This window comes from Parvimonas sp. D9, assembly GCF_035282565.1.
In the GTDB taxonomy this organism is placed as follows: domain Bacteria; phylum Bacillota; class Clostridia; order Tissierellales; family Peptoniphilaceae; genus Parvimonas; species Parvimonas micra.
This window is the reverse complement of the sequence record NZ_JAYKBM010000005.1, coordinates 63,999-89,866: the sequence shown is the minus strand read 5'-3', so window position 1 is coordinate 89,866 and position 25,868 is coordinate 63,999. Positions and strand designations below refer to the sequence as shown.

The 25,868-nt window shown below is 27.6% G+C and carries 26 protein-coding genes; 3 read left to right on the top strand and 23 right to left on the bottom strand.

From position 1 onward, the window contains the following. Positions 1 to 390: 390 nt before the first annotated feature. Complete coding sequence (gene guaB / locus VJI94_RS06010; protein WP_041953646.1) at positions 391 to 1,854, top strand: IMP dehydrogenase; 1,464 nt, start codon at positions 391 to 393, stop codon at positions 1,852 to 1,854. Between the two features lie 18 nt (positions 1,855 to 1,872). Here guaB and VJI94_RS06005 read toward each other — a convergent pair whose 3' ends face one another. The 8 genes from VJI94_RS06005 to VJI94_RS05970 form a co-directional block, all read right to left on the bottom strand. Then, positions 1,873 to 2,799: an aminoglycoside phosphotransferase family protein gene (locus tag VJI94_RS06005; RefSeq protein WP_324008703.1), complete on the bottom strand. Its 927-nt coding sequence runs from the start codon at positions 2,797 to 2,799 to the stop codon at positions 1,873 to 1,875. 15 nt (positions 2,800 to 2,814) lie between these two features. After that, a complete protein-coding gene (locus VJI94_RS06000; protein ID WP_324008702.1) occupies positions 2,815 to 3,357 on the bottom strand; it encodes a TIGR01440 family protein in 543 nt (180 codons plus the stop codon). Positions 3,358 to 3,366: 9 nt separating this feature from the next. Beyond that, positions 3,367 to 4,701, bottom strand: a complete 1,335-nt coding sequence (locus VJI94_RS05995) for an MATE family efflux transporter (protein ID WP_324008701.1) — start codon at positions 4,699 to 4,701, stop codon at positions 3,367 to 3,369. 14 nt (positions 4,702 to 4,715) lie between these two features. Further along, a complete protein-coding gene (gene galE, locus VJI94_RS05990; protein WP_324008700.1) occupies positions 4,716 to 5,732 on the bottom strand; it encodes a UDP-glucose 4-epimerase GalE in 1,017 nt (338 codons plus the stop codon). 9 nt (positions 5,733 to 5,741) lie between these two features. Next, positions 5,742 to 6,668, bottom strand: coding sequence for a bifunctional riboflavin kinase/FAD synthetase (locus VJI94_RS05985; protein WP_324008699.1), 927 nt, complete (start codon positions 6,666 to 6,668; stop codon positions 5,742 to 5,744). A gap of 146 nt (positions 6,669 to 6,814) precedes the next feature. Then, positions 6,815 to 7,651 (bottom strand): Mrp/NBP35 family ATP-binding protein, encoded by an 837-nt coding sequence (locus VJI94_RS05980; RefSeq protein WP_324001480.1) that lies wholly within the window; start codon positions 7,649 to 7,651, stop codon positions 6,815 to 6,817. A gap of 12 nt (positions 7,652 to 7,663) precedes the next feature. Then, positions 7,664 to 9,409, bottom strand: coding sequence for an ABC transporter ATP-binding protein (locus tag VJI94_RS05975; RefSeq protein WP_029949291.1), 1,746 nt, complete (start codon positions 9,407 to 9,409; stop codon positions 7,664 to 7,666). Beyond that, complete coding sequence (locus tag VJI94_RS05970) at positions 9,402 to 11,195, bottom strand: ABC transporter ATP-binding protein (protein WP_324008698.1); 1,794 nt, start codon at positions 11,193 to 11,195, stop codon at positions 9,402 to 9,404. The genes VJI94_RS05975 and VJI94_RS05970 overlap by 8 nt, the downstream gene beginning before the upstream one ends. Before the next feature lie 107 nt (positions 11,196 to 11,302). On the opposite strand from VJI94_RS05970, the gene VJI94_RS05965 reads away from it, so the two are divergent. Continuing rightward, positions 11,303 to 12,190, top strand: coding sequence for a linear amide C-N hydrolase (locus VJI94_RS05965; RefSeq protein ID WP_324008697.1), 888 nt, complete (start codon positions 11,303 to 11,305; stop codon positions 12,188 to 12,190). Between the two features lie 32 nt (positions 12,191 to 12,222). Here VJI94_RS05965 and VJI94_RS05960 read toward each other — a convergent pair whose 3' ends face one another. The 3 genes from VJI94_RS05960 to VJI94_RS05950 form a co-directional block, all read right to left on the bottom strand. Then, the gene (locus VJI94_RS05960; RefSeq protein ID WP_118058579.1) at positions 12,223 to 12,813 is read right to left on the bottom strand and encodes a DUF4230 domain-containing protein; all 591 of its coding nucleotides are present in this window, start codon (positions 12,811 to 12,813) and stop codon (positions 12,223 to 12,225) included. A gap of 147 nt (positions 12,814 to 12,960) precedes the next feature. Continuing rightward, on the bottom strand, positions 12,961 to 13,884 hold the full coding sequence (gene whiA / locus VJI94_RS05955; protein ID WP_118058577.1) for a DNA-binding protein WhiA: 924 nt from the start codon (positions 13,882 to 13,884) through the stop codon (positions 12,961 to 12,963). Beyond that, positions 13,884 to 14,297, bottom strand: a complete 414-nt coding sequence (locus tag VJI94_RS05950; protein ID WP_029949284.1) for an NUDIX hydrolase — start codon at positions 14,295 to 14,297, stop codon at positions 13,884 to 13,886. The genes whiA and VJI94_RS05950 overlap by 1 nt, the downstream gene beginning before the upstream one ends. A gap of 198 nt (positions 14,298 to 14,495) precedes the next feature. Between VJI94_RS05950 and ychF the strand changes: the two genes are divergently transcribed. Continuing rightward, positions 14,496 to 15,590, top strand: a complete 1,095-nt coding sequence (gene ychF, locus VJI94_RS05945) for a redox-regulated ATPase YchF (RefSeq protein ID WP_324008696.1) — start codon at positions 14,496 to 14,498, stop codon at positions 15,588 to 15,590. Positions 15,591 to 15,706: 116 nt separating this feature from the next. On the opposite strand, the gene VJI94_RS05940 is transcribed toward ychF, so the two are convergent. The 12 genes from VJI94_RS05940 to rpmA form a co-directional block, all read right to left on the bottom strand. Beyond that, positions 15,707 to 16,774 carry an ABC transporter substrate-binding protein gene (locus tag VJI94_RS05940; protein WP_324008695.1) on the bottom strand — a complete coding sequence of 356 codons (1,068 nt, stop codon included), beginning with the start codon at positions 16,772 to 16,774 and terminating at the stop codon, positions 15,707 to 15,709. Continuing rightward, complete coding sequence (locus VJI94_RS05935) at positions 16,771 to 17,472, bottom strand: methyltransferase domain-containing protein (RefSeq protein ID WP_324008694.1); 702 nt, start codon at positions 17,470 to 17,472, stop codon at positions 16,771 to 16,773. The genes VJI94_RS05940 and VJI94_RS05935 overlap by 4 nt, the downstream gene beginning before the upstream one ends. Beyond that, positions 17,459 to 18,250: an ABC transporter ATP-binding protein gene (locus tag VJI94_RS05930; RefSeq protein WP_324008693.1), complete on the bottom strand. Its 792-nt coding sequence runs from the start codon at positions 18,248 to 18,250 to the stop codon at positions 17,459 to 17,461. The genes VJI94_RS05935 and VJI94_RS05930 overlap by 14 nt, the downstream gene beginning before the upstream one ends. After that, entirely contained in the window at positions 18,237 to 19,253 is a 1,017-nt protein-coding gene (locus VJI94_RS05925) for an iron ABC transporter permease (protein WP_324008692.1), read from the bottom strand. Before VJI94_RS05925 ends, VJI94_RS05930 begins: the two co-directional genes overlap by 14 nt. Before the next feature lie 748 nt (positions 19,254 to 20,001). Next, entirely contained in the window at positions 20,002 to 20,892 is an 891-nt protein-coding gene (locus VJI94_RS05920) for a M15 family metallopeptidase (RefSeq protein ID WP_324008691.1), read from the bottom strand. 75 nt (positions 20,893 to 20,967) lie between these two features. Next, complete coding sequence (gene rpmF / locus VJI94_RS05915) at positions 20,968 to 21,147, bottom strand: 50S ribosomal protein L32 (protein WP_004832204.1); 180 nt, start codon at positions 21,145 to 21,147, stop codon at positions 20,968 to 20,970. A 91-nt stretch (positions 21,148 to 21,238) separates the two neighbouring features. Continuing rightward, the gene (locus VJI94_RS05910) at positions 21,239 to 22,426 is read right to left on the bottom strand and encodes an acetate kinase (protein ID WP_324008690.1); all 1,188 of its coding nucleotides are present in this window, start codon (positions 22,424 to 22,426) and stop codon (positions 21,239 to 21,241) included. 109 nt (positions 22,427 to 22,535) lie between these two features. Then, positions 22,536 to 23,087, bottom strand: coding sequence for a DUF2812 domain-containing protein (locus VJI94_RS05905; protein ID WP_324008689.1), 552 nt, complete (start codon positions 23,085 to 23,087; stop codon positions 22,536 to 22,538). Beyond that, entirely contained in the window at positions 23,071 to 23,409 is a 339-nt protein-coding gene (locus VJI94_RS05900; protein WP_324008688.1) for a PadR family transcriptional regulator, read from the bottom strand. Before VJI94_RS05900 ends, VJI94_RS05905 begins: the two co-directional genes overlap by 17 nt. Positions 23,410 to 23,591: 182 nt before the next feature. After that, positions 23,592 to 24,188 (bottom strand): glycerol-3-phosphate 1-O-acyltransferase PlsY, encoded by a 597-nt coding sequence (plsY, locus tag VJI94_RS05895; protein WP_324008687.1) that lies wholly within the window; start codon positions 24,186 to 24,188, stop codon positions 23,592 to 23,594. After that, the gene (gene der / locus VJI94_RS05890) at positions 24,181 to 25,506 is read right to left on the bottom strand and encodes a ribosome biogenesis GTPase Der (RefSeq protein WP_004832214.1); all 1,326 of its coding nucleotides are present in this window, start codon (positions 25,504 to 25,506) and stop codon (positions 24,181 to 24,183) included. The genes plsY and der overlap by 8 nt, the downstream gene beginning before the upstream one ends. Before the next feature lie 81 nt (positions 25,507 to 25,587). After that, positions 25,588 to 25,866: a 50S ribosomal protein L27 gene (gene rpmA / locus VJI94_RS05885; RefSeq protein ID WP_004832215.1), complete on the bottom strand. Its 279-nt coding sequence runs from the start codon at positions 25,864 to 25,866 to the stop codon at positions 25,588 to 25,590. Positions 25,867 to 25,868: the final 2 nt, after the last annotated feature.

Here is a 25,868-nt window from a genome sequence, read left to right as displayed (position 1 = left end):
AAATTTATTCAAAAATTTTTTAAAAATTGTTAAATATATATATTTAAAAGTATTTTTTCACTATATTTCACATCAAATAAAATATAGCAGAGAAAAAAATAGTATGAATTATTAACATAAATTCGCACTGCACATTTTTAAATTTTTAAAATCTATTATACTTATAAAAATATTTTATATTTTACATAAAAAACAATAAAATATAAAATATTTAGTCGATTTTTGTAGGAAAACTTTTGTTTCTACATAATTTTTAATTTTTTTAATTGATTTTTTTATAAATTGTTGTATAATATATGTTAATATATTTTTTGATAAATTTTAATTGTAATTAAAAAGTCTTAAAAATATGTTTAAAACAAATAATTTAATTTAGGAGGAGAAAATATTATGTGGGAAACAAAATTCCAAAAAGAAGGCTTAACATTTGATGATGTACTTTTAATTCCAGCAAAGAGTGAAGTTTTACCAAAGGATGTAAATTTATCATCACAACTTACAAAGAAAATCAAACTAAATATCCCTATTATTTCTGCTGCGATGGATACTGTAACAGAACATAAGATGGCCATTGCAATGGCAAGAGAAGGCGGACTTGGCGTAATACATAAAAATATGCCCATAGAACTTCAAGCTGAAGAAGTTAGAAAAGTTAAACGTTCAGAAAGCGGAGTTATTAATGATCCATTTTTCTTAACTCCGGAACATAAAGTTCAAGAAGCTGAAGATTTGATGAGAAAATATAGAATTTCCGGTGTTCCTATTGTAAATTCAATGGAAGAAAAAAAATTAGTTGGAATTTTGACTAATAGAGATTTAAGATTTTTAGAAGACTATTCAGTTAAAATTGATTCTGTAATGACAAAAGAAAATTTAGTAACAGCTCCTTCTAATACTACCTTAGATGATGCTACAAAAATTTTAAGAAATCATAAAATAGAAAAATTACCTCTTGTAAATGAAAAAGGTATTTTAACTGGTTTAATAACTATTAAAGATATAGAAAAAGTTGTTAAATATCCAAATTCCGCAAAAGATGCTCAAGGAAGACTTCTTGTTGCAGCTTCAGTTGGAACCGGTGCAGACACTTTTGAAAGAGTTGAAGCTCTTGTAAATGCAGGAGTGGATGCTTTAGTTATAGATACTGCTCACGGTCATTCTATGGGAGTTGTTAAAAAAGTTAAAGAAATTAGAGAAAAATATCCAGACCTTGATATTATTGCAGGAAATGTTGTAACAGCAGAAGCAACTAGAACACTTTTCGAAGCAGGTGCTGATGTAGTTAAAGTTGGTGTAGGCCCTGGATCAATCTGTACAACAAGAGTTGTTGCAGGTGTAGGGGTTCCACAAATTACTGCAGTTTATGATTGTGCTACTGTTGCAAGAGAAATAGGAAAAACAATTATTGCAGACGGTGGATTAAAATATTCAGGAGATGTTGTTAAAGCCCTTGCTGCAGGTGGAAATGTTGTAATGTTAGGTTCAATGCTTGCAGGTACTGATGAATCTCCAGGAGAATTTGAAATTTACCAAGGAAGAAGGTTTAAAACATACAGAGGTATGGGTTCTCTTGCAGCAATGGAAAAAGGATCAAAAGATAGATACTTCCAAGAAGAAGGCAAAAAACTTGTTCCAGAAGGTATTGAAGGAAGAATTCCTTATAAGGGAACTTTAGCAGATGCGATTTATCAAATAGTAGGTGGAATTAGAGCAGGTATGGGATATACAGGCGCTAAAGACTTACAAACTTTAAGAGATACTGCACAATTTGTTAAAATGACAGGTGCTGGACTTATTGAATCTCACCCACATGATGTTCAAATAATTAAAGAAGCTCCAAACTATTCTAAATAGAGAAAAAGGCTATTCGTTTTAAAGCGAATAGCCTTTATTATTTTTATAATCAGAATACCATTTAGGTATAATTGTTTTAAAATTCTCATAATTTTCAAAAGTCTTATAAAATCTTCTCTTCATTCCAAGAATTTCTTTTTCTCCAAATTTTTCAGCCCATTTAATTGAATACAAGGTATAACAAGCGACGAAAATTGCTTGAATTTCCCAAAATTCATTCGGAACATCATCTTCAAAATATGAGTCAATCTGTCCGACACAGTATGGAATACTAAACTCTATCCCGAAACTTTCCAATTTATAAAATTCCTCATAAGAGTTGGATATTTCCCAACGATTAAAATCTATAACCCCTATCTCATTATTTTCCATTAGAATTAAATTTGAAGGATGAAAGTCTCCATGTAAATAAGAATAATTTCTACAAACTTTATCTACATTTCTTTTAACATATTCAATAAATTTATCGTCATTTTCAACTCTCACATCAGATGATTCATATTTTTCTATTTTATCCAACAATTTTATTTTAAGCTTGTCTTCAAAATTTTTGTCCTCAACTTTTAGACTGTGAATAGCTTTTAGAATTTTCCCTGCTTTTCTTCCAAGTAAATATTGTTCTTCTTTTGAAAGTTTTGGAAGTGCATCACTTAAATCAACTCCGTCAATCCAAGATAAGAGTATATACACATTCTTTTCATCATTACATATTCCAAAACTAATAGGCTTTGACATTTCAAAGCCTAGTTTAGAAAATTTTGAAATAACTTCATATTCTTCCTTTTTTTGTTCATAAAGGGAAATATCGGATAATCTTAAAAGCAAATACTCATCTTTATTTTTCAATTTTATCTTAAACTTTTTATCTTTAGAATATCCTTTATTTATCTTTTCAACACTCTCTACGTCTTCCAATTCTTTTATATCTTTTAAAAATTCAAACATATATCCTCCAAGTAACTATTGATATACCGCCCTACTTCCTCCAATCAATTTTGGTCTTGAAGTTAATGCAGTTAAATGCGCATTCCCTATTTCTTTTATTGATAATCTTACCGGTATCTGAACAAATTTAACATGCATTCCGATAGATGTATCCCCAATGTCAAGCCCTGCTTTTGCAACTATTTTTTCAACAACCACAGGATTTTTAAATAATTTATATGCAGAAGTGGCAACTCCACCACCCGCATTTTTTTGTGGTACTACACTTACTATCTCAAAATTCTTTTTTACTGCAACTTCCTTTTCTATAACCAAAGCTCTGTTTAAATGTTCACAACATTGAACAGCAAAATTCACTTTAATTTTATCTAACTTTTCTTTTATAGTTTCAACAATTAGCTCTCCTACTTCAATATCAGTATCTTTTCCTATGTGTTTTCCTTTTACCTCACTTGTACTGCAACCTAAAACAAAAATGTCTCCTTCTTCAAATTTAGCTTTTTCGATAAGTTCATCCATACAAATTTCTAAATCTTTTCTAATTTTACCTAAATTCATAATAACCTCCTAAAAAGTACTAATCTTTTTAACAGTTTTTAAAAGCAGGATAAATCCTGTTACAGCAGAAATAAAGTCAACTATCGGATAACTAATCCATGCTCCTAAAACACCAAATCTTCCTACCATAATTATAACTATCGGAATATATAGAAGTGTTTCTCTATAAATTGATAAGAAAAAATTGTATTTTTCCTTGCCGACTGATTGAAAAAAGTATATACAAATGTAATAAAAACTTAAAATTGGAAAAACTAAAATCACATATTTAAAACTATCTGTCGCCATTTGTAAAAGTCTTTCATCTTTTAGAAACAGACCTATAATAAATTTAACCTTATAATTCATAAATATCCATATAATCGTAGATAGTGAAAACACAAAAACAAATCCTGTTTTTAAAATTTTCTTGATTTTAACAAAATTTTTTGCTCCATAATTATAAGAGATGAGTGGTTGAATTGAACTGCTTACCCCTATCATTGCAACAAACATAAACATAGAAACCTTTGTAATTACTCCTACCAAAATAATTGCATCATTACCACCAACGGGTAAAAGTAAATGATTAAGGACACTAATTAAAATAGCATCTGAAAATTCTATTATGAACGAAGAAAAACCTATTGCTAAAATATTAAATGAAATTTTCGAGTCAAGTCTTGGAATTAAGCTGAAATTATTTTCTTTCTGTAATTTTTTTACAAAAACAAATGAAAATAAAAAAGATATAAATTGGCTCGAAATAGTGGCAATCGCAGCTCCTTCTACAGCCATATTCAAATTTTTAATTAAAATATAATCTACAACTATATTTATTAAAGCTCCAATACTTGAAGCAATTAGCATAACTTTCATATTTCCGTAAGCTATGTTCATATAACCGAAAACCGTTGTAAATGCTAAAAAAATACTGCCACACATAACAATTCTTAGATATTTGATGGAATACATCAGAATATTATTTCTAGCTCCTAAAAACACGCAAATATTCTCAACAAAAAGAATTGATATTATTGTAACTGCAAATATAATAAGTAAAGTTAGTCCATTTACAGCTGTGGTATATTTTGTTATATCTTTATTTCTTTTTTCTCCAAGTCTTCTGGAAATTAAATTTGAAACTCCTATACCAAGACAAACAGAAATTGCAATAACAAGTCTTTGTAGAGGAAAAACTACACTTAAAGCCCCGATTGAATCAGCTCCGACATATCTACCAACGAAAAATGTATCAACCATATTATATAATTCCGCAATAAGAATACTCAAAATTCCCGGTATTGCAAAATGTAATATTGCCTTAATTATATTATTTTCGTAGTAAATACTTTTCGTATCCATTTTTATAAACCTCTTTAATCCTCATATCCATTTGGATTATTTACTTGCCATCTCCAACTGTCTTCACACATTTCTCTTATTCCATATTTAGCTTCCCAGCCAAGCTCTTTTTTTGCCTTAGTAGAATCAGCATAACATTCTGCAATATCTCCGCTTCTTCTTGGAGTAACTAAATATTTTATCTTTTTACCTGTAACTTCTTCAAAATTTTTAATCATATCAAGAACACTATAACCTTCGCCTGTGCCAAGATTATAAATTCTAACAGCCTTACTATCTTCAAACTTTTTAATTGCCTTTATATGACCTAATGCTAAATCTAAAACATGAATATAATCCCTTACACCTGTTCCATCTTTTGTTTCATAGTCATCTCCAAAGACTCTAACATAATCCAATTTACCAACTGCTACTTGAGTTATATATGGAACTAAATTATTTGGAATTCCATTCGGATTTTCCCCTATTCTACCACTCTTATGAGCTCCAATCGGATTAAAATATCTAAGAAGAATAACATTCCATTCATTATCAGAAATATATAAATCTGTAAAAATTTCTTCTAAAAATAATTTTGTTCTTCCATAAGGATTAGTTACAGAAAGTGAAAAATCTTCTTTTATAGGAACTGACTTCGGCTTTCCATAAACAGTAGCAGAAGAGCTGAAAATTAAATTTTTTACATTAAATTCTCTCATAACTTCTATAAGTTTTATGCTTCCGTTAATATTATTATCATAATATTCTATAGGTTTTTCAACTGATTCGCCAACAGCTTTAAGTCCTGCAAAATGGATTACCCCATAAATGTCATTTTCAGTAAATACTTTTCTAAGTATTTCTTTATCTCTAATATCACCTTTGTAGAATTTGAATTTTTTGCCACTAAGCTCTTCAATTATCCTTAAAACTTTTTCGCTGGAGTTGTAAAAATTATCAATTATTACAACTTCATATCCTTCATTTAAAAGTTCTATACAAGTATGAGAGCCAATATATCCTGCCCCTCCGGTAACTAAAATTTGTTTCATATTTATCTCCTATTTTATATTCTTAATTAATTCTCTACATCTAATTTCGTCTTTTTTTAATTGCTCTATCAGTTCCTCAACAGAATTAAACTTTATATTATCTCTTAATCTTTCTAAAAAGCAAAGTTCAATATCTTTCCCGTAAATATCCTTATCAAAATCAAATATATGCGATTCTATCGTGGATTTTTTATTATCAAAAGTTGGATTATGCCCAACGCTTGAAAAACTAAAATATTCATTTTTATCTACTATAGTTTTGGTAAAATATACTCCCTCTTTTACCATTACATAATTAAAAGAAATCTCCAAATTTGCTGTAGGATAACCAAGATTTCTTCCTCTTTGAAAGCCCTGAGTTACTTTTCCCTTAATTGAAAAATTATATCCCAACAAATCATTTGCCAATTCAATTTTTCCTGATTTTATGTATTCAATTATTTTTGTACTACTAATCTCAATATTATTATAGCGTAATTTATCAATAATGGTACAAGATAGACACTTTTCTTTCATATAAGACCTTATAAAATCAGTATTTCCTTCACGATTTTTTGAAAATTTATAATCTTCTCCAACCACAATATGTTTTATATTTAGATTGATAGTTAAAAAATCTAAAAATTCTTTCGGTGAAAGATTTTTAATTCTCTCAGAAAATTCAATGCTAAAAACATAATCTATTTTAAAACTTTCAAGTTTATTTAATTTATCCTCAAAAGACATTATCCTACTTGCATTTTGATGAAAAATTAAATCTTTTGTATGATTTTCAAAAAGAAAAACTGCACTCTTATAACCTTTTTCTAATTTTACATTATTTAATTCAGAAATCAATTTTTGATGTCCTCTATGAAAGCCATCAAAATTTCCCAGAGCTACAACAATGTCATCAAATTTAAAATCACTTTCCAAATTTAATTTAAAATGCTCCATAAAAACCTCTTATTTAATCCATATTTTACAATAATTATACAACAAAAAGTACTTAATTTCAATTTTAGAAATCGTAAGCCCTTTAAGTCTATAAAAAATCTTATTTTACCACATAAAAAAACACGTTCGTTTTGAACGCGTTCTCTCTATAATTTTTCTATCGCATCTAGTATATCTGTTAAACAATCAGTATCTAGTTTTTCTGCTTCACCTTCATCAACCATTTCAGGTATTTTTTTATCGAGAGGAATTTTTGCAACATTTGTAAGTCCAAATTTTCTTGATATGTAAGGTAAGTCACTTTCACCAAATATATTTACTTCTTCATTACAGCAAGGACATTTAAAATAACTCATATTTTCAACTATTCCGATAATTGGAATATTCATCATTCTTGCCATCTTAACTGCTTTTTCAACAATCATAGAAACCAAATCTTGCGGTGATGTTACAATTATAATTCCATCTACAGGTAATGATTGAAAAACTGTTAGTGGAACGTCACCTGTTCCCGGTGGCATATCTACAAACATATAATCCACATTTTCCCAAACTACATCTGTCCAAAATTGTTTTATAACTCCACCTATAACAGGTCCTCTCCAAATAACCGGATCCGTTTCTTTTTCAAGCAATAAATTTATACTCATTATTTTTATTCCGTTTTCAGTTGTACACGGAATAATTCCTCTTTCATCTATCTTTGCCTTGCTATCTATTCCAAATGATTTAGGTATTGATGGACCTGTAACATCGGCATCTAAAATTGCTACTTCCTTTTTTCTCTTCATCATTCCTGTTGCAAGCATCGAAGTTATTAAAGATTTACCAACTCCACCTTTACCACTTATAACACCAATAACTTTTTTTATATCACTAAATTGATTTTGATCAACTAATAAACTTTCAAACTCTTCTGATACTCCACAGCTTGATGCACTAGGGCATCCTGAGCATCCTCCTGAACTACAACTATCACTCATAATAACATCCTCCTATATTTTCAGTTCTTCAGAAATATACATTTTATAGTAAATTCCTTTTTTATCTAATAATTCTAAATGTGTTCCTTGTTCAAGAATATTTCCATTTTCAATTAAAACAATTTTATCACAATGCTTAATCGTTGATAATCTATGTGCAACAATAATAGATGTCTTTCCCTTTAAAATATCTTTCATTTTATTTTGAATTATTTTTTCAGTTTCAGTATCTATTGAAGAAGTTGCCTCATCCAATACCAATAATTTTGGATTCTTTATCAATGCTCTTGCAAAAGATATTAATTGTTTTTGTCCGCCTGATATATTATACCCCGTTTCTCCAATAACAGTATCTATCCCATTTGGCAACTTAGAAATAAATTCATCAATGCCAAGTAAATTACAAACTTTTAAAATTTCTTCATCCGTTGCATTTTCATTTCCAAATTTTATATTTTCCTTTATAGAAATAGAGAAAAGTTGTGGCTGTTGTAATACATATCCCAGATTATTGTACAAACAAGTTTTATCAATATTTCTATAATTTATCCCATCAAGATAAATGCCTCCTGAAGTAGGATTGTAAAATTTACAAATGAGATTAACTATTGTAGATTTTCCACTACCTGTACTACCTATAAACGCAACACTTTCTCCGTTTTTTATTTCAAAATTAAAATCTTTTAAAATTAATTTATCATCATCAAAATAATGAAAACTTACATTTTCAAATTTTATATTCCCTTCAAAATCCAAATCACTTTCCTCTTCTTCAAGAATTTCGTCTTCTTCATATAAAATTTGAAAAACTCTTTCAGCAGATGCTTGTGCAGATTTTAAATCAGTAAAAATTTGTGCCAACATTTTAAAAGGTTCAAAAATTTGAAAACTGTAAGTTAAAAAGCTCAAAAAAGCTCCATAAGTCATAACATTTCTCATAACTGAAATTGATGAAAAATTAAATGCAAAACCGACCCCAATACTTGCGACAAACATAACTGTAGGTACAAAAATAGCTGAAATAAGTATTGACAGCAAATTATATTTTCTATATTTTTCATTGTAAGCCTTAAACTCTTTTTTCTTTTTATCTTCAATTCCAAGTGCTTTGATAGTCTTTATATAACTTAATGATTCTGTATAACTTCTTATAATTTTTGAATTATAATCTCTTACTTTTCTTTGAAATTTCAAAATATTTTTTTGAAAGATTACAGTTACAATATAAATTGCAGGTAATATCAAAAACAACATCAGAGTCAATGTATAACTTAGATATAACATAATAGAAATAGAAATTAACAAAACAATTATGCTATGACAGGCATCTATAACTCCCCAGCTGAAAACTTCACTAAGTTTTTGAACATCTGAAGTTAATCTGGAAATTAGTTCTCCTGTTTCATACTTCTTTATATTTGTCAGAGAAAATTTCTCAATTCTCTCAAAAACCGACTTTCTTATTTCCTTTGAAACTTGATATTCAAGCTTCCCTCCAAAAACATAAAAACTGTAAATTGCAAGAGTTGATATTATTACGAGCGAGAAAAATCCAATTCCCGCAATAATAAATCCCTTTAAATTTTGCTTTGTTATAAAATCATCCGTTAATAATTTTATAGATAGAGGGACAACAGCTTGCAAAATTCCTGAAATTACAACTACAAACATCAGCATATAAAGTTTTTTGTATTCTATTTTATAAAATTTTATTAAATCTTTAAAAACATTTATATCTACAATTTTCTTTTTATTCATTGTTTACATCATATTCCTTACTTTGAATTTCATTTATTTTGCTATACATTCCATTTTTCTTAATCAACTCATTGTGTTTTCCACTTTCAACTATTTTCCCATCATCCATAACAATTATATTATCACAATTAGCTATAGTTGAAATTCTATGAGAAATAATAATAGAAGTAAATTTTCTATCCATAGATTTCAGTGCATTATTTATCTTTAAATCTGTATTCATATCAACAGCACTTAGGCTATCATCTAAAATCAATACTTCAAAAGGTTTTAACAAACCTCTGGCAATAGAAATTCTTTGCTTTTGTCCGCCGGAAAGATTTACACCATTATCTACTACTATTGTTTTATATTTAGAAGAAAAATTCATAATTTCACTATGTATTGATGAAATCTCAGTTGCATTATAAACGGAACTTTCATCAATATCATCATTTACAATTTTTATATTGTCCAAAATTGACATATTAAAAAGTTCACTATCTTGCATAATCGCAGAAATTTTTTCTCTAATATATCTTTTATTTATTTCTTTTATGTTTATACCGTCAATTAAAATTTCTCCACTTGTTGCTTCAAAAAATCCAAGCAACAAATAAACTACCATGCTTTTTCCGCTACCGGTAGATCCGATAATCCCTAAACTTTCTCCTGAATTTAAAACAAAACTTATATTATCCAAAACATTATTATTATTATTTATTTTTAAGCTGACATTTTTAAATTCAATCTTTTCAGAAAAAGAAACATTTTTTATTCCATAATCATAATCTTCTTCCGGTAAATCCAAAACTTCGTAAATTCTTGAGATTGAAACACTTGCCCTTGCCATATCACTAAGTAATTGTCCCATTTGTCTGATAGGCCAAATAATCATATTAATATAGATAACAAAAGCAATTAAATCTCCAAAATTCATTTGTCCTGTAATGGTTTCATATCCTCCAACTACTAAAATAATTGCAAGTTGTAAGAAAGTTAAAAAGTCATTTACAGCCCTAAATCTTGCAAAAGTCTTCATAAAATTGTTTTGAGTTATATTAAATTCTTCATTTTTTTCTCTGAATAGATTTAAAATGTAATCTTCTCTATTAAAAGCCTTTATAACTCTTATATTAAATAGAGCCTCTTTTATAAAAACCATTAAATCACTTTCAGCTTCATCCGTCTTTTTAAAAATTTCGCCAATTTTTTTATAAAAAACAGATGACAAAATGGCAATTACAATACAAAGAGTTATACTTATTGTAGCAAGTTTTAAATTTATTAAAGACATAACAACTATTACCAAAACAATTGTTGCAATAGAACCAAAAACATTAACAAGTTGAGCCGCAAAAAGTTTTCTTACAGTTTCAATATCAGAAGAACTTCTTTGAATTAAATCCCCTGTAGAATAATCATTCAAACATCTCATATCTAAATTTAAAAACTTATTATACATTTTTTCTTTTAAATTAAAAATTAAGTTTTCACAAGCAACATTAGAATAATAATTTCTCAAAAAAATAAAAATACAACTAATACCAGTTAAAATAACAATCACAAAAGCTAATATGTATATATTCTCTCTAAGATAATCTCTACCGCCAATAAGATTAACGGCCTTCTTTAAAATATCATATTTATACTCCTTATTTCCAATTATTGAATCTACAGTAATCATAATTACGATAGGTGTAAGTCCTGAAAAAATTTGTATAAAAATTGTAGAAATCATAGAAAGAAAATAAGTCAATCTATTATTTTTTAAAACCTTCCAAAAAAGTCTAATTTCTTTCAACATATCACCTCATAAAATATCTACTTATATTTTAATCTAATTTAAGAAAAAAGGCAAATTTATTTGGATTTATAAAGTTTTTTTGTTATAATACTCTAAGAGGTGATTTTATGTGTACAACTTTTTCTATTCTTAGAAATGGAGAAACATTACTTGGAAGAACTATGGATTTAAGAGATTATCATAGATATGAATTTAAGTATTTTCCAAAAGATTTTAACTACGAAGAAGATGTCTTTGGAAATAAATTATATACTAAATATAAGATAATGGGAGCAACTTTTAAAGATTATGACCATTTAATAGATGGAATAAATGAAAAAGGTCTATTAGGTTGTACCAACTCCTTTAGAAATGCTATATATTTCAAAAAAGCACCTGTGGAATCAAAAATTAATTTAACATCTACAAAGATTTTAAATGTATTCTTGACAAATTGTGAAACGCTTGAAGACATAAAAAAACTTGCTCCAAAAATATATGTAATAGAAAAATCCCTTGTTGATGAAAACAACTATTCAAGACATTATCATTATATGTTTACAGACAAAAACAATAAAAGTTTAATTGTAGAAATTGAAGATGGATATTTAAAAGTTTATGAAAATAAATATAATATAATGACTAACAGTCCTAGCTTTACAAAACATATAAGAAATTTAGAAAAATATTTAGAAAAAAGAGAATTAAAAGGAAATATTTACACCCCTACAAAAAGATTTATAAGAGCATACATAGAATTGGAAAATTTAAAAACAAATAAATTTTCAGAAGATAACGAAAATATTTTATTTAATTCTTTAAAAAAATTTACAATTAGTAAAAAGGATGTAGAAAATCTTTCAGAAAACTCTCAAAACATCACTCTTTACTATTCAATATCAAATGCAAAAACTTTAAAATATTATCTAAAATATACAAATTTAGAAAATATTAATTCTTTTTCATTTGACGATTTTAAAAATGAAAATAGCAAAGTTACAGTTCAATTTACTTAAAAAAGACTTTACGAGATGTAAAGTCTTACATTTTATTCAAATACTATCTTATAATTTTCTTTTATTTCTTTTGTTGTATTTAGAAGATCTATAATGATTTTCTTTGCAACTTCTTTTGACTGTTCAAAAACTCCGCTTTCTCTTGCATCTTTTTCCGCATTTTCCTTACCGCTTTGAGTAAATTCAGAATATTCTTTAACTTTAACTGGATTAAAAATAGAATTTTTCTCATCATAAACTTTTAAAGATTTTAAATCCAACTCATTTGATAATACTTTTGATTCAGGTAATGTGACCTTTATAGTTTTACTATTTTCATCAACATCAACCTTTGTTTCGGATAAGTCAATTCCTAATTTTAAAATTCCTGTATAACTTACTATAAAACTTGACTTTGTAAATGGTAACTTGATATTGAATAAAGTATTCCAATCTTCTCTACTGGCAATTTCTTTGTACTTATACTGTATAGTAGCCAATTCTTTTAATTCTTTAACTTGCACTCCAATAGTTTCATTAGTTATTTTAGGTTTCCCATTATCTGTTCTAAACAAAAAATAAGAACCCCCTATAACTAAAATTACAACTACTGCTACTGCGGATAATTTTTTTAATAATTTCATTATGAAATAATCCTCCTAAACAAATAATAATGTAACCATTATATATATATATATATAGGATGTCAAGTATTTTTCCTTTATTTTACTAAAAAATGACTTTACAAAATGTGAAGTCATTTTTGCTTATAATAAAAAAAGCGAACAAAATTAAATTTTATTCGCCATTTCCATTATTTTTTTGAATCTATGATTTACTCCCGATTTGCTAATTTTTAAAATATCCGCCAATTCCTTTAATGAAAAAGTAGGATTTTTCAATCTTAACTCGCATAGTTCAAGTAAATTTTTATCAATATTATTTTTACCATATCTTTTATAAACTTTATTTATCGCATCAATTTGAGCAAAAGCGGTATTTAAAGTTTTATCCAGATTTGCCGTTTCACAATTTGTAAGTCTATTGGTATTATTCTTTATTTCCTTTATCATCTTCGTTTCCTCAAACTTGAATAAACTATTTACAGTTCCAATTAATGAAAGAAAGTCAGAAATCATTGTGCTGTCCTTTACATAAACAATATATTGTCCTTTTTTTTCAAGACTTTTTGCCTTTATTCCAAACAGCTTTAAATATTTTATAACAAGCTTAGCCAATTCATTGGAATTCAATGTAAATTCTAAGTGATAACTCCTGTCAGGATTTGCTATTGACCCGGCACCTAAAAAAATTCCACATAAAAAATTTTTAATGAAATTTCTACTTTTAGCTGAATCTTCATAAAGATTATCTTTCGGAAAAAGACTGTCCAAATCCGAAAAGAAGGTATCCTCTAAAAATTTTTTTGAAATTTCTTCATCTTCTATTACAATTTTATATACATTATTTTTTCTTAAATTTGAAATCTTTGAAACTATTATTTTCCCGTCATAAGAGTATAGAAATTTAAAAAGTTTAAAAATTCTTCTTATAATCGAATTATTTGTAGTTTCAAATCTGATTATAAAAGCGAAATTACTGAAAACTATAGTTCCATTAGTTCTTATAAATGCAGAAAGCTCAGAAATAGCAGAATCTTTTTCTACTATTTCTCTTCTTGAAAGTTCATTTTTTAACTCTGTTGAAAATGCCATTATTTTCTTTTTCTCTTTTCATAAAAATAGTTTGCACTCTTTAACATATTCCTTTCAGCATCATGCTTTACTAATTTCACAGCCTTATCATATGGTAAAAATATTGCTTCTACAAAACCTTCTTCTCTTTGTGGAATTAAATTCAAATCTTCGGGCTCCATATAAAAATAATGAACTGTTTTTTTCACTTTTTCGCCATCATTATGTTGATAATCATATTTTACAAATCCTAAATACTTTACAATTTCAGCATGTATTCCTGACTCTTCCTGAACTTCTCTAATAGCGGCAAGCTCTTTAGTTTCATTATTTTCAAGTCTACCTTTTGGCAAAACCCATTCATTGCTAAATTTCTTCAACAGTAGAAATTCACCATTATGAATAACAACTCCACCGGCACTAACTTCTAGCATAAATCCTCCTATTATCATATCTCATATCTTCTTAATATTATAACACGAATTAAAAGTACATTCAAATTACGAGCACTTAATAAAATTCTATCTTATGAAAATATATAATTAACATCCTATTAGATTATGATTGATTATACTAGAAGAATTATGATATAATATGTCTTGTGTATTTTAAATTAAAAAAGGAGATTATAAATGAAATTAGGAATAGTTGGACTACCAAATGTTGGTAAAAGTACATTATTTAATGCAATTACTAAAGCCGGAGCAGAATCAGCAAATTATCCTTTCTGTACTATAGATCCTAATGTGGGTCTTGTAAATGTACCTGATGAAAGATTACATAAATTGACAGAACTTTACAATTCAAAAAAGACAATTCCTGCAGTAATTGAATTTTATGATATTGCAGGTCTTGTAAAAGGAGCCAGTAAAGGTGAAGGTCTAGGAAATAAATTCTTATCTCATATTAGAGAAGTTGACGCTATTGTTGAAGTTATAAGATGTTTTGAAGATGAAAATATTGTCCATGTAGATGGAGAAGTTAATCCCCTAAGAGATGTTGAAACTATCAACTTAGAACTTATATTATCTGACCTTGAACTTGTTGAAAAGAGATTAGAAAAAGCTAGAAAATCACTAAAAGGAAATAAAAGTTTTAAAGAGGAAGTTGACCTTTTAGAAAAAATATTACCTGTTTTAGAAGAAGGAAAATCCATTAGATCTTTAAGTTTTAACGATAATGAAAAAACAATTTTAAAAAACTTTTCTCTCCTTAGTGTAAAGCCCATAATTTATGTTGCAAATGTAAATGAAGACGATATGCTTGATGAAGGAAAAAGCAATGAATATGTAAAAGTATTAAATGATTTTGCAAAGCAAGAAAATTCTGGAATCGTAGTAATTAGTGCTCAAATAGAAAAAGAAATTTCAGAACTTGAAGATGATGAACAAATTGAATTTTTAAATGATTTAGGCATATCTGAAAGCGGTGTTTCAAAGTTAATAAAGGAAAGTTACAATCTTTTAGGTCTTATGAGCTTTTTAACAGCAGGTCCGGAAGAAACAAGAGCTTGGACAATTAAAATTGGAACAAATGCTGTAAATGCTGCCGGAAAAATACATTCAGATATTCAAAGAGGATTTATCAGAGCTGAAATAGTAAATTATGATGATTTAATCTCTCTAGGCAGTATGGTTGCTGCAAGAGAAAAAGGTCTTGTAAGACTTGAAGGAAAAGAATATATTATGCAAGATGGAGATGTAGTATATTTTAGATTTAATGTATAGAAAACAATTAAAAAAATTAGAACGAAAAAGACTGTGCGATTACAACACAGTCTTTTTTGATATAAAACAATAAATTTTTAATCGTTCCACATACATTAAATTAGTAATAAAAAATTTTATTTTCCTAAAATTTCTTTTACTTCTTCATCTTTTAATTCATAATTGTAAAATAATTTATAGAATTCTTTTACCTCTTTCTCCATATCATATTTATATACTTCAGGATAAACTAAATTACCAAGCCATTTCATTCCAATTACTCTATTTGCTGCAGGTGGTCTTCCGAAAAAGTTATATGGTCCGCTAGGCGCATAGAAAACTTTATTTTCCTTTACAGCTTTTAGAGTTTTAAAAGTTGCTTCACCTTTAATTTGTTCAGCTAATTCTTTTGATTCAAAAATTAAGAAATCCGGATTTACTTCTGATAATTTTTCAAAAGGAATTTCATTTCCTGAACCACCTTGAACTTTTTCCACAGTAATTGGATTTTGAGCACCGATAAACTCTATAATATCAGCGTGAATAGAACCTTTTGCATTTGCAAATAATCCTGTTTTTCCTCCACCATAATAAACTTTTTTAACATCTTTTATCTTCGCTTTGTTTTCTTCAATTTCCTTATATGTCTTCTTAATATATTCAGAAAGCTCTTTTCCTCTTTCCTTATTTCCTAAAACTTCAGCAAGTCTTTCAAATGCTTCCGGTAATTTATCAAGAGTTAATTCTATGAAAACTACAGGAATCTTTAATTGTTCTTGAAGCTTATTTAAATCTTCTTCAATTCCCTTTTTCTTTTCACCCATATCAATTATTACATCAGGTTTCGCATTGATAACCGCTTCCATATTTAGATTTGCTTTTTTGCCATAAAACGCACCAAATTCCGGTAATTTTTTCAAATCTTCCGAAATGTATTTTTCTGTACTTTTGGAAAATTTTGATGCAATGCCTACTAATTTATTTGGCTCATAAATATGCAACATAACCTGTGCAGGATTTCCTGATGGAGCAACTCTTGTAATGTTTTGTTTTAAAGTAACTTCTCTTCCCAAGTCATCTTTAAAAACTCTAGTTTCGTTCTTTGTCTCTGTTTGTTCATTTTTCTTTTCAGCAGATTTCGAACAAGCTGTAAAAAGAAGTCCAAAAGTTAAACAAAGAGCTAAAATTCTCTTAAATTTTTTCATATTTCCTCCTTCTCCACCACTACAATGGCTGTGTTTTTAGGTTTACAATAATATTTTGTAAAAATTTCCCCATTGTAATTGTAATCTATATCTTTTACATTAGATATCAAATTAATTCCTTTTTCGCCATACCATTTATTTAAGTACTTAATAACTTCTTCATCATCTTTTAACGGTTGACCAAATTCAAAAGTTTGTCTGTAAATTTTATAGGGAATTTTTCTATCATCTAAAAATTTACAAATATCTTGAATAGTATTTTTATTCGGATTATGAACAATACTTTTTTCAACATCATTTCGTATTATTATCATCCTTTTAGTAAATAAGTTAAAAAAATTATAAAAATAATCTTCAATATCTCCAAAATGACTTAATAAAATATTATCTTTTTCCCCAATTTTTTCAAGAAGCTCCCCACTATAACAATTAGAACAAATTGTCTTGAAATTTTTAATTTTGTTTTTTGCAATATTATCTTCCAAAAGATCTAAAACTTGCTCATCATAATCTACCCCAATTATATCACTGAAATAATCAGATAATTTCATAGGTAAAATACCTAATCCACAACCGAAGTCAATAAGGCTTTCTCCTTTTGGAATGATTTTTTTGATTTCTAAAGTCATATTATCGTGGTATCTAGTATATTCAGAAGCGAGCAAATACCATTTTATTCTATCTTCATTCCAGAACATAATCTCGTCTAACCTCCTTATAATCAGGAATACAGAATTTTCCACTTTCAGTTTCAATCAAATTTATAGGAACATTATATAGTTTTTCTAAAATTTCTTTATTTAAAATAGAAATATCTCCAAAATGAGTTTCCTTATTTTTTTTAACAATCAAAATTTTATCTGCATAAGTTAAAGTATGATTAGGATTATGAGTAGTTATTAAAAATCCAATATTTTTTTTCTTCAATGAATTACAAATTTCCATTATCTTAAGCTGATTTCCATAATCCAAATTCGCTACCGGCTCATCCATAAAAATATAGTTATTAGCTTGTAACAATGCTCTGGCAATTAACACAAGCTGTCTTTCCCCACCACTAATTTGTCTGTAATTTTTATCTTTTAGATAAGAAATTCCTAAAGTTTTTAAAATTTCAACAGATTTTTCATAATCTTCCTTAGTTGTTTTATAGAAAAACCCATCTTTTTTAGAATAATTTCCCATTAAGATAACATCAATAACCCTATAATCAAAAGCCGGAAAATGAATTTGTGGAATATATGAAATAAATCTTGAAAGTTTTTTACTGTCCAACAATTTTAAATTATTATCATCAATCAATACATTTCCGTTTTTTATAGGAATAAGTTTTAAAAGCGCTTTTAAAAGAGTTGATTTTCCGGCACCATTCTCCCCTAAAACACAAATTATTTCTCCTTTGTTCAAAGAAAATTTAATATCTTTTAATATTTCATTTTTCCCATAAAAAACATTTAAATTCTTAACCTCTATCATAATCTCTACCTTTTTTATAAATCAAATACAAGAATATCGGTGCTCCAATAAAAGAAGTAATTATTCCAATTGGAATTTCAGATGTTGTAATATTTCTGCATAAAATATCTACAACAAGTAAAAAACTAGCTCCTAAAAGTCCGGATGCAGGAATTACAAATCTATAATCATCTCCAAAAATAAGTCTTGAAAAATGTGGTATTACAAGTCCAATCCAGCCTATTATACCGGTAACTGCAACACTTGAAGCAGTCATTAATGTTGCAAAAAATATTATAATAAATCTTATTTTGTCAGTATTAAGTCCAAGTGTTTTCGCCTCTTCTTCTCCCATTGTAAAAATATTTATCTCTATTTTATATAAATTGGAAACCATAAGACCAATTACTATTGGAAAAAATATAAATTTAAAATCAATCATTTTTACAGAAGCCAAAGAACCCATAAGCCAATATGTTATGCTTGGCAATTGGTTTTCTGTATCTGCAACAAGTTTTACAAAAGATATTAAAGAAGAAAACAAACTTCCTATCATCATTCCGGTTAAAATAAGTCCTAAAATTCTATCACTTCTAAAAATTTTACTTAAATTATAAGTTACAAAAACTGAAATTACACCTAAACTAAAAGACAAAAGTGTTATTTCAAAAAAATTAAAATACATAAGTATTCCAAAAGCACCTCCAAATGCTGCAGCCTGTGTTGTCCCTAAAATATCCGGACTTACCATAGGATTTTTTAAAAGTCCTTGATATAATGCTCCACTTGTAGAAACTCCCGCTCCTACCAATATAGCACATAGTACACGCGGTGCTCTTATATTCCAAATCACCGTACTTGCAGGTGAATTGTCAATTATTCCATAAAAAATTCTATTTGTTATCACTTTTATTACATCAAAAAACTTAATTGGATATCTTCCAATACTAAAAGAAAAAATAAAAGCTAAAATTAAAAAAGCTACTAAAAATAAGAACTTTATTCTTACTTTTTTATCAATCATAACTATGTTCTCCAAAAAATATAACGTTATATAAATTATAAATTATTAATATGAAAAAGTCAACGAAAATCAAACTTTGTTTATGGTTAACTATGTAGTAAATTCAAATTTTTAAACATAAAAAAGCAGTAAAACAATTTTATATTTTACTGTTTTTATTGCGAATCAACAAGGTTCTCGGGTACCCCCGATGTGAAGCATCGTGGAAGGGTGAGGTTCTTATTTGTACATGATATTATAATTTTTAACGAACTTTTTCACAGAAAAGCTTGACAGTTATAAATATTTCAAATATACTTGTTATGAGGAGTATATCGTATAAAAATTAGGAAGTATTATCATAACATCAAGAGAATTATATCTTAGGATATTACTTATTATTCTCATAGTACAAAATTATAGTACAAAATATATATATATATATATATATTTATAAGAAGTATGTTATACTGACTATGAAAAATAATAGAATTTATGAAAAATATAAATGGTATTCCAGAATTGGATTAGCAGTTATTGATTTGGTTATTATTTATGCGATATATATTTTGTTTTTTGCTCGATAAAATCAAACAAAATATTATAAAAAAAACTGAACGATTCAAATTTATATCGTTCAGTTTTTTTAGTAGAAAAACAGTATTAAAATTATAATTTTTTTCTCCTATGATTACATTAACTAATACTCAAAAGTTTTTTTGTTTTCTAAAGACAAAAGTTCGATTTCAAATAAGTATCTAAAATCGAACTATTTTATTCTTAAAAATTCTTCTAATGTAAGCTTACTTTTTAGCATTTTATTTGCATTTTCAACTCCAACATAACGAAAATGCCAAGGTTCAAATCTAAAATTAGTTTTATCTTCCTGATTTTCAGGATAACGAAGAATAAATCCGTATTTGTGAGCATTTTTCATAAGCCATTTGTATTCTTCAGTCTCCTTAAATTCTTCAGTTAAATTCTTTTCTTCATCTTTCCCAATTATATCCAAACTTTGTCCAATCTGTGACTCATTATGCCCTGCCATTGCATACATTGAATAAATAACATCTCTATCAGATTTTGGAGCATTCTTATGAAGTTCTCTTTGCTCTTCATAACTTATAAAGCCTTTATATAAATTTAAAGTTATTTTTTCACGATTTGCATCAACTTTCATTAATTCAAATTGCTTCTCGACGAATTTATCCATTTGTGGATTAAAATCACTTGGCAGTGCATATTCAGTATTTACTAAAAGTATTCCTTTTATGACTTTAAAAATTTTTTCTTTAGATACATTTTCAATATTTTTACTCTTAACAAAATAAAATTTATCATTATGCTTTATTTTGCTCACTCCATCCTTATATCCAAAAACTTCCAGATACTTTCCTTTATCAATTTTTCCATTTTCTTTTAAAAGATTAGAATTATCATAAATAGGAGTTTTTTCTAAAGTTTTTGCATAATTAGTCAAAATATCTGAAAAATCTGTAACCTCAGGTATAGTAAAATTTTCAAAATTGTAAGGCAGACTCTTTTCTATTTCCAATTTTTTATTCCTATTTTTAGTATACAAAGAAAATAAAAAATAAGAAAGAATTAATACAAAAATTGATATTGTAAAAATAACTTTTCTACTTTTTGTTTTTTTCAAAATTACCCTCTATTTCATTATATCTTAATATATAATTAAAGGGATTTAGAAACCTAAATCCCTTTAAACTACTTTTTATTCAACATCTAATACTTTTCTTCCTTTATACATTCCTGTGTCAGGATTAACTCTGTGAGGTACAACCAATTCATTAGTTTCAGGATCTCTAACTAGAGCCACTTTAGGTAGTCTATATGAAGATGCTCTTCTCTTATCTCTTCTTGCTTTTGAAGTTTTTCTCTTAGGTACTGCCATTATAACACCTCCTCTGAATTCTTATAACATATACCTCCGTTTTAAACGGATAACGAAAGTATTATACTACAAAAAAATTAATTTGTCAACATTATTTTACTAAATTCATAGTATCTCTTGCAATCATTAATTCTTCATTTGTAGGAACTACTAGGACTTTTACTCTTGAATTATCAGCTGAAATAACAGCTTCTTCTCTTGTATCATTTTTAGCATCATCAATAATAATTCCATATTCTTCCATATTTTCTAATATTAATTTACGCATTGAAGCTGAATTTTCTCCAATACCACCGGCAAATGAAATAGCATCTACGTGACCTAATTCAGCCATAAATCCACCAACATATCTTCTTACTCTTGTGATAAACATATCTAAAGCAAGTTGTGCTCTTTCATTTCCTTTTTCAGCTGCCTCTTCTAAGTCTCTAAAGTCTGAGCTTAATCCTGAAACTCCAAGAACTCCAGATTTTTTATTTAAAATTTGATTCATTTCATCAGCTGAATATCCTTTTTCATTCATTAAGAATGTCATAACTGTAGGATCTAAATCTCCACTTCTTGTTCCCATTACAAGTCCTTCTAACGGAGTTAATCCCATTGTTGTATCATAACATTCTCCGTTTTTAATTGCAGCGATTGATGATCCATTTCCTAAGTGAACAGTAATAATATTTAAGTTTTTCTTATCTGTATTTAACAATTCAGCAGTTCTTAAAGTTACATATCTATGGCTTGTTCCATGGAAACCAAATTTTCTAAGTCTATAATCTTCATAGTATTCATAAGGAATCGCATACATAAATGTTCTTGCTGGCATAGTTTGATGGAATGCTGTATCAAATACTGCAACATTTTGTTTTCCAGGAACTAAGCTTTCACAAGCTTCAATACCCATTAAGTTTGCTGGGTTATGTAATGGTCCAAATTTAATAAATTCTTTAACTTTTGCTTTTACATTTTCATCAATAATTGTTGATGCTGTTAATTTATCTCCACCGTGAAGTACTCTATGTCCAATTGCATTAACTTCATCCAAACTCTTAACAACTCCGAATTTTTCATGAACTAAAGCGTCAAATACATGTTTGATAGCTGCTGTATGGTCTTTCATAGTTTCTTCAACAACTAATTTTTCATTTCCAACTTTGTGAGTTAATTTTGAACCTTCAATTCCAATTCTTTCAACCAATCCTTTACATAATACACTTTCATCAGTCATATCAAATAATTGATATTTTAAAGATGAACTTCCACAGTTAATAACTAAAATTTTCATTAATTTCCTCCTAATTTTTAAAACTCATATTTTACATACACAAATATTTTACTATTTTGCTCTCAATAAGTCAATACAATTTTTTATTATTCTCTACAACCAAGAGCTATTATTCTTCGAAAATATCAACTTTTTCCTTTTTAATAGTGTTTTTTCTTTGCTTAAGAATTCCCATGATAAAAAACACTATTCCACAAATTACAAAACATGATCCAAAAATCGCAGTTATCCAAAATGGTGCATTTTTTTCTTTAATATATTTTAACATCGAAATTAGTAACATAATTCCAAAAGCAAATTGTGAAACTCCAATAGAAATAAACATTGAAAATTTTTTCCTAACTTGCTTATTAATCTCGTTACTATCTGTATATAATTCCAATGGTCCATTAGCTTTATTTTTTCGCATATATACTCTTCCAGCGTATTCTGCAACGATAGTAATTCCACTTTGTTCTAAAAAATTAAGATACTCTTTTTTCTTATTTCCACGATAGTTTGGAATATCAATTTTATATTGATACTTAGCGGGTGAAACATCTTCAAACTCATAATTTCTATTGCTATATCCTATTAACATAAGTCCACTTTCACCTTGTTCATTTAACCATTCTTCTTCTTTACAAATATCCAAAAAAGTCTTTTTAATTGTTGTTTTCATTGTTTTTCTCCTTTACTATTCTTGCATTGTTCATTAATTCTTCTAAACGAATAAGTTCTAACTCAAAAAATTGCTTCCCTGTTTCAGTAATGATGTACTCAATCTTTCTATCCTGTGGTTCATTATCCAACTGCCTTATCCATTTTTTCTTTTGCAAAGTATCTAATGCTCCATAGAGAGTCCCTGCACCAAGATTAACTCTATTATTAGTCATCTCCGCAATATCTTTCATCAAAGCATATCCATGAGCTGGATTATGAAGACGAAGTAAAATATAAAAAACAGATTCTGTCAAAGCTCCACTATTTGTTTGTCTTCCCATTATTTCCTCCTTCCTATTACGTTTTATGATATATCGTAATTAAAGTATATCATAAAACGTAATAGTTGTCAACACTTTAATTAAAAAAAATTTATTTTGCACAATAATAGTAAAATCAATGCTTATAGAATGTTTTTACAATTTAAAAGCAGAAAATCTTTCGACTTTCTGCTTTTTTTAAATTATTTTTTTATTTTAATTTTATTTTCATTGCTATTTATGAGTCTTACAATATTAGTCTTATGTCTATATATACTTAAACTTGCTAAAAGAAAAAATGTTGATAAAACGTAAAAATTTCTATATACAAAAAATATATATGATATTGGTAAAACTAAAGTTGTTGTAAGCATTGATGCCAATGAAATGTATTTACTAAGTATAACTATCGTTATAAATATTAAAATCGCTACAATTGCAATTTTATAGTCCAAAAACATTATAAAGCCGAAAGATGATGCAATCCCCTTTCCACCTTTAAAATTTAAAAATACAGGCCAATTATGTCCTAAAACTACAAATATACCGGCTAATAACACGCCATTTAATCCCAAGAGCTTCATTCCAATAAAACAAGCTAAAATTGATTTTAAAACATCGATAATAAATGTTAAAACTCCTGCCTTAATTCCAAAGACTCTTAATGCATTTGTCGTTCCCGCATTTTTACTTCCATAATCTCTTATATCTTTATTAAACAATAGTTTTCCAAAAATCATACCACCTGAAATATTACCTAAAAGATATGCAATAGCTATGCAAATGATAAATTTAAACATTTTCTTCTCCTCTTGCTCTAAGTTCAAAAACTATAGGAGAAGAAGTAAAAGAAAAATTCTTTCTTATTTGATTTTCTAAATATCTCAAATAAGAAAAATGCATCAACTCCACTTTATTAACAAATATTACAAATTTCGGTGGTCTTACTGAAACTTGACTTGCATAGAAAATTTTAAGTCTTTGTCCTTTATCAGTAGGTGGTGAATTATGAACAACTGCATCATTTATAATATCATTTAAAATTCCTGTTGAAATTCTAGTACTATAATTTTCATCTGCAATTTTGATTGCCTCAAACAATTTATCAATTCTTTGTCCTGTTTTAACTGAAATAAAAACAAGTTGAGCATAAGGAACGAAACTTAATTTAGTTCTTATATCATCTTCAAAAGCTTTATAAGTTTTATTGTCTTTAACGATTAAATCCCATTTATTAACCGCAATGATTAAAGCCTTATTTTGCTCTTTAGCAAAACCTATTACTTTTGTATCCTGTTCTGTAACACCTTCTGTAGCATCAATTAAAAGAATTGCAATATCCGATCTTTCAACAGCATTTAAAGTTCTTACTACACTATATCTTTCCAAATTTTCAGTTATATTCCTTTTTCTTCTAAGCCCTGCAGTATCGGTAAAAATATAAGTTTTTCCGTCTATTTCAACTCTTGAATCAATAGAATCTCTAGTAGTTCCAGCAATATCGGAAACAATCATTCTTTCTTCTCCAAGAATTCTATTCATTAAAGAGCTCTTACCTACATTAGGTTTCCCAATTAATGCAATTTTTGTTACTTCATCTTCTTCCCCTGTATATTTATTTTCAGGAAATTCTTTTATAATTTCATCAAGCAAATCTCCAAGTCCGAAACCTTGAGTTGCTGAAATAATATTCAAATTTTCAAAACCAAGTTCGTAAAACTCATAAACTTCTGCAGGCATTTTATGAGTATCAACTTTATTTACAGCTAAAACAACCGGCTTTTTGGTTCTTCTTAAATAGTTTGAAATTTCTCTATCTTCATCCATTAAGCCACTTTTTCCATCAACTACAAATAAAATTACATCTGCATTTTCCATTGCGACGTCAGCTTGAGCTTTAATCTTTTGTAAAATTATATCATCACTATTAGGCTCTAAACCTCCTGTATCACAAAGTATAAAATGTTTATTTTGCCATTCTGCATCTTGATATAATCTATCTCTTGTAACACCCGGAGTATCTTCAGTAATAGCTATTCTTTTATTTATAAGTTTATTAAAAAGTGTTGACTTGCCAACATTTGGTCGTCCAACTACACAAACTAAAGGTCTTTCCATAAATTCACCTCCATCTTCTTAATACATATTTTAACATATTTTGTTATTTAAAAAAATAAGCTCCTCTAAGGGAGCTCATTATTATACTGGATAAATAGAAACTTGTTTTTTATCTCTACCTTTTCTTTCAAATCTTACAACACCAGAAACTTTAGCAAAAAGTGTATCATCTCCACCCTTACCAACATTTACTCCTGGGTGTATTTTTGTTCCACGTTGTCTAACTAAAATATTTCCTGCAAGAACGAATTGTCCATCCCCTCTTTTAGTACCTAATCTTTTAGCTCTACTATCACGACCGTTCTTAGTACTACCTAAACCTTTTTTACTAGAAAAAAGTTGTAAATTAATTTTTAACATAC

Bases quoted from the DNA above. Each gene is read 5' to 3' on its own strand.
- guaB (WP_041953646.1), top strand. From the start codon at position 391: ATGTGGGAAACAAAATTCCAAAAAGAAGGCTTAACATTTGATGATGTA.
- VJI94_RS06005 (WP_324008703.1), bottom strand. From the start codon at position 2,799: ATGTTTGAATTTTTAAAAGATATAAAAGAATTGGAAGACGTAGAGAGT.
- VJI94_RS06000 (WP_324008702.1), bottom strand. From the start codon at position 3,357: ATGAATTTAGGTAAAATTAGAAAAGATTTAGAAATTTGTATGGATGAA.
- VJI94_RS05995 (WP_324008701.1), bottom strand. From the start codon at position 4,701: ATGGATACGAAAAGTATTTACTACGAAAATAATATAATTAAGGCAATA.
- galE (WP_324008700.1), bottom strand. From the start codon at position 5,732: ATGAAACAAATTTTAGTTACCGGAGGGGCAGGATATATTGGCTCTCAT.
- VJI94_RS05985 (WP_324008699.1), bottom strand. From the start codon at position 6,668: ATGGAGCATTTTAAATTAAATTTGGAAAGTGATTTTAAATTTGATGAC.
- VJI94_RS05980 (WP_324001480.1), bottom strand. From the start codon at position 7,651: ATGAGTGATAGTTGTAGTTCAGGAGGATGCTCAGGATGCCCTAGTGCA.
- VJI94_RS05975 (WP_029949291.1), bottom strand. From the start codon at position 9,409: ATGAATAAAAAGAAAATTGTAGATATAAATGTTTTTAAAGATTTAATA.
- VJI94_RS05970 (WP_324008698.1), bottom strand. From the start codon at position 11,195: ATGTTGAAAGAAATTAGACTTTTTTGGAAGGTTTTAAAAAATAATAGA.
- VJI94_RS05965 (WP_324008697.1), top strand. From the start codon at position 11,303: ATGTGTACAACTTTTTCTATTCTTAGAAATGGAGAAACATTACTTGGA.
- VJI94_RS05960 (WP_118058579.1), bottom strand. From the start codon at position 12,813: ATGAAATTATTAAAAAAATTATCCGCAGTAGCAGTAGTTGTAATTTTA.
- whiA (WP_118058577.1), bottom strand. From the start codon at position 13,884: ATGGCATTTTCAACAGAGTTAAAAAATGAACTTTCAAGAAGAGAAATA.
- VJI94_RS05950 (WP_029949284.1), bottom strand. From the start codon at position 14,297: ATGCTAGAAGTTAGTGCCGGTGGAGTTGTTATTCATAATGGTGAATTT.
- ychF (WP_324008696.1), top strand. From the start codon at position 14,496: ATGAAATTAGGAATAGTTGGACTACCAAATGTTGGTAAAAGTACATTA.
- VJI94_RS05940 (WP_324008695.1), bottom strand. From the start codon at position 16,774: ATGAAAAAATTTAAGAGAATTTTAGCTCTTTGTTTAACTTTTGGACTT.
- VJI94_RS05935 (WP_324008694.1), bottom strand. From the start codon at position 17,472: ATGTTCTGGAATGAAGATAGAATAAAATGGTATTTGCTCGCTTCTGAA.
- VJI94_RS05930 (WP_324008693.1), bottom strand. From the start codon at position 18,250: ATGATAGAGGTTAAGAATTTAAATGTTTTTTATGGGAAAAATGAAATA.
- VJI94_RS05925 (WP_324008692.1), bottom strand. From the start codon at position 19,253: ATGATTGATAAAAAAGTAAGAATAAAGTTCTTATTTTTAGTAGCTTTT.
- rpmF (WP_004832204.1), bottom strand. From the start codon at position 21,147: ATGGCAGTACCTAAGAGAAAAACTTCAAAAGCAAGAAGAGATAAGAGA.
- VJI94_RS05910 (WP_324008690.1), bottom strand. From the start codon at position 22,426: ATGAAAATTTTAGTTATTAACTGTGGAAGTTCATCTTTAAAATATCAA.
- VJI94_RS05905 (WP_324008689.1), bottom strand. From the start codon at position 23,087: ATGAAAACAACAATTAAAAAGACTTTTTTGGATATTTGTAAAGAAGAA.
- VJI94_RS05900 (WP_324008688.1), bottom strand. From the start codon at position 23,409: ATGGGAAGACAAACAAATAGTGGAGCTTTGACAGAATCTGTTTTTTAT.
- plsY (WP_324008687.1), bottom strand. From the start codon at position 24,188: ATGTTTAAATTTATCATTTGCATAGCTATTGCATATCTTTTAGGTAAT.
- der (WP_004832214.1), bottom strand. From the start codon at position 25,506: ATGGAAAGACCTTTAGTTTGTGTAGTTGGACGACCAAATGTTGGCAAG.
- rpmA (WP_004832215.1), bottom strand. From the start codon at position 25,866: ATGTTAAAAATTAATTTACAACTTTTTTCTAGTAAAAAAGGTTTAGGT.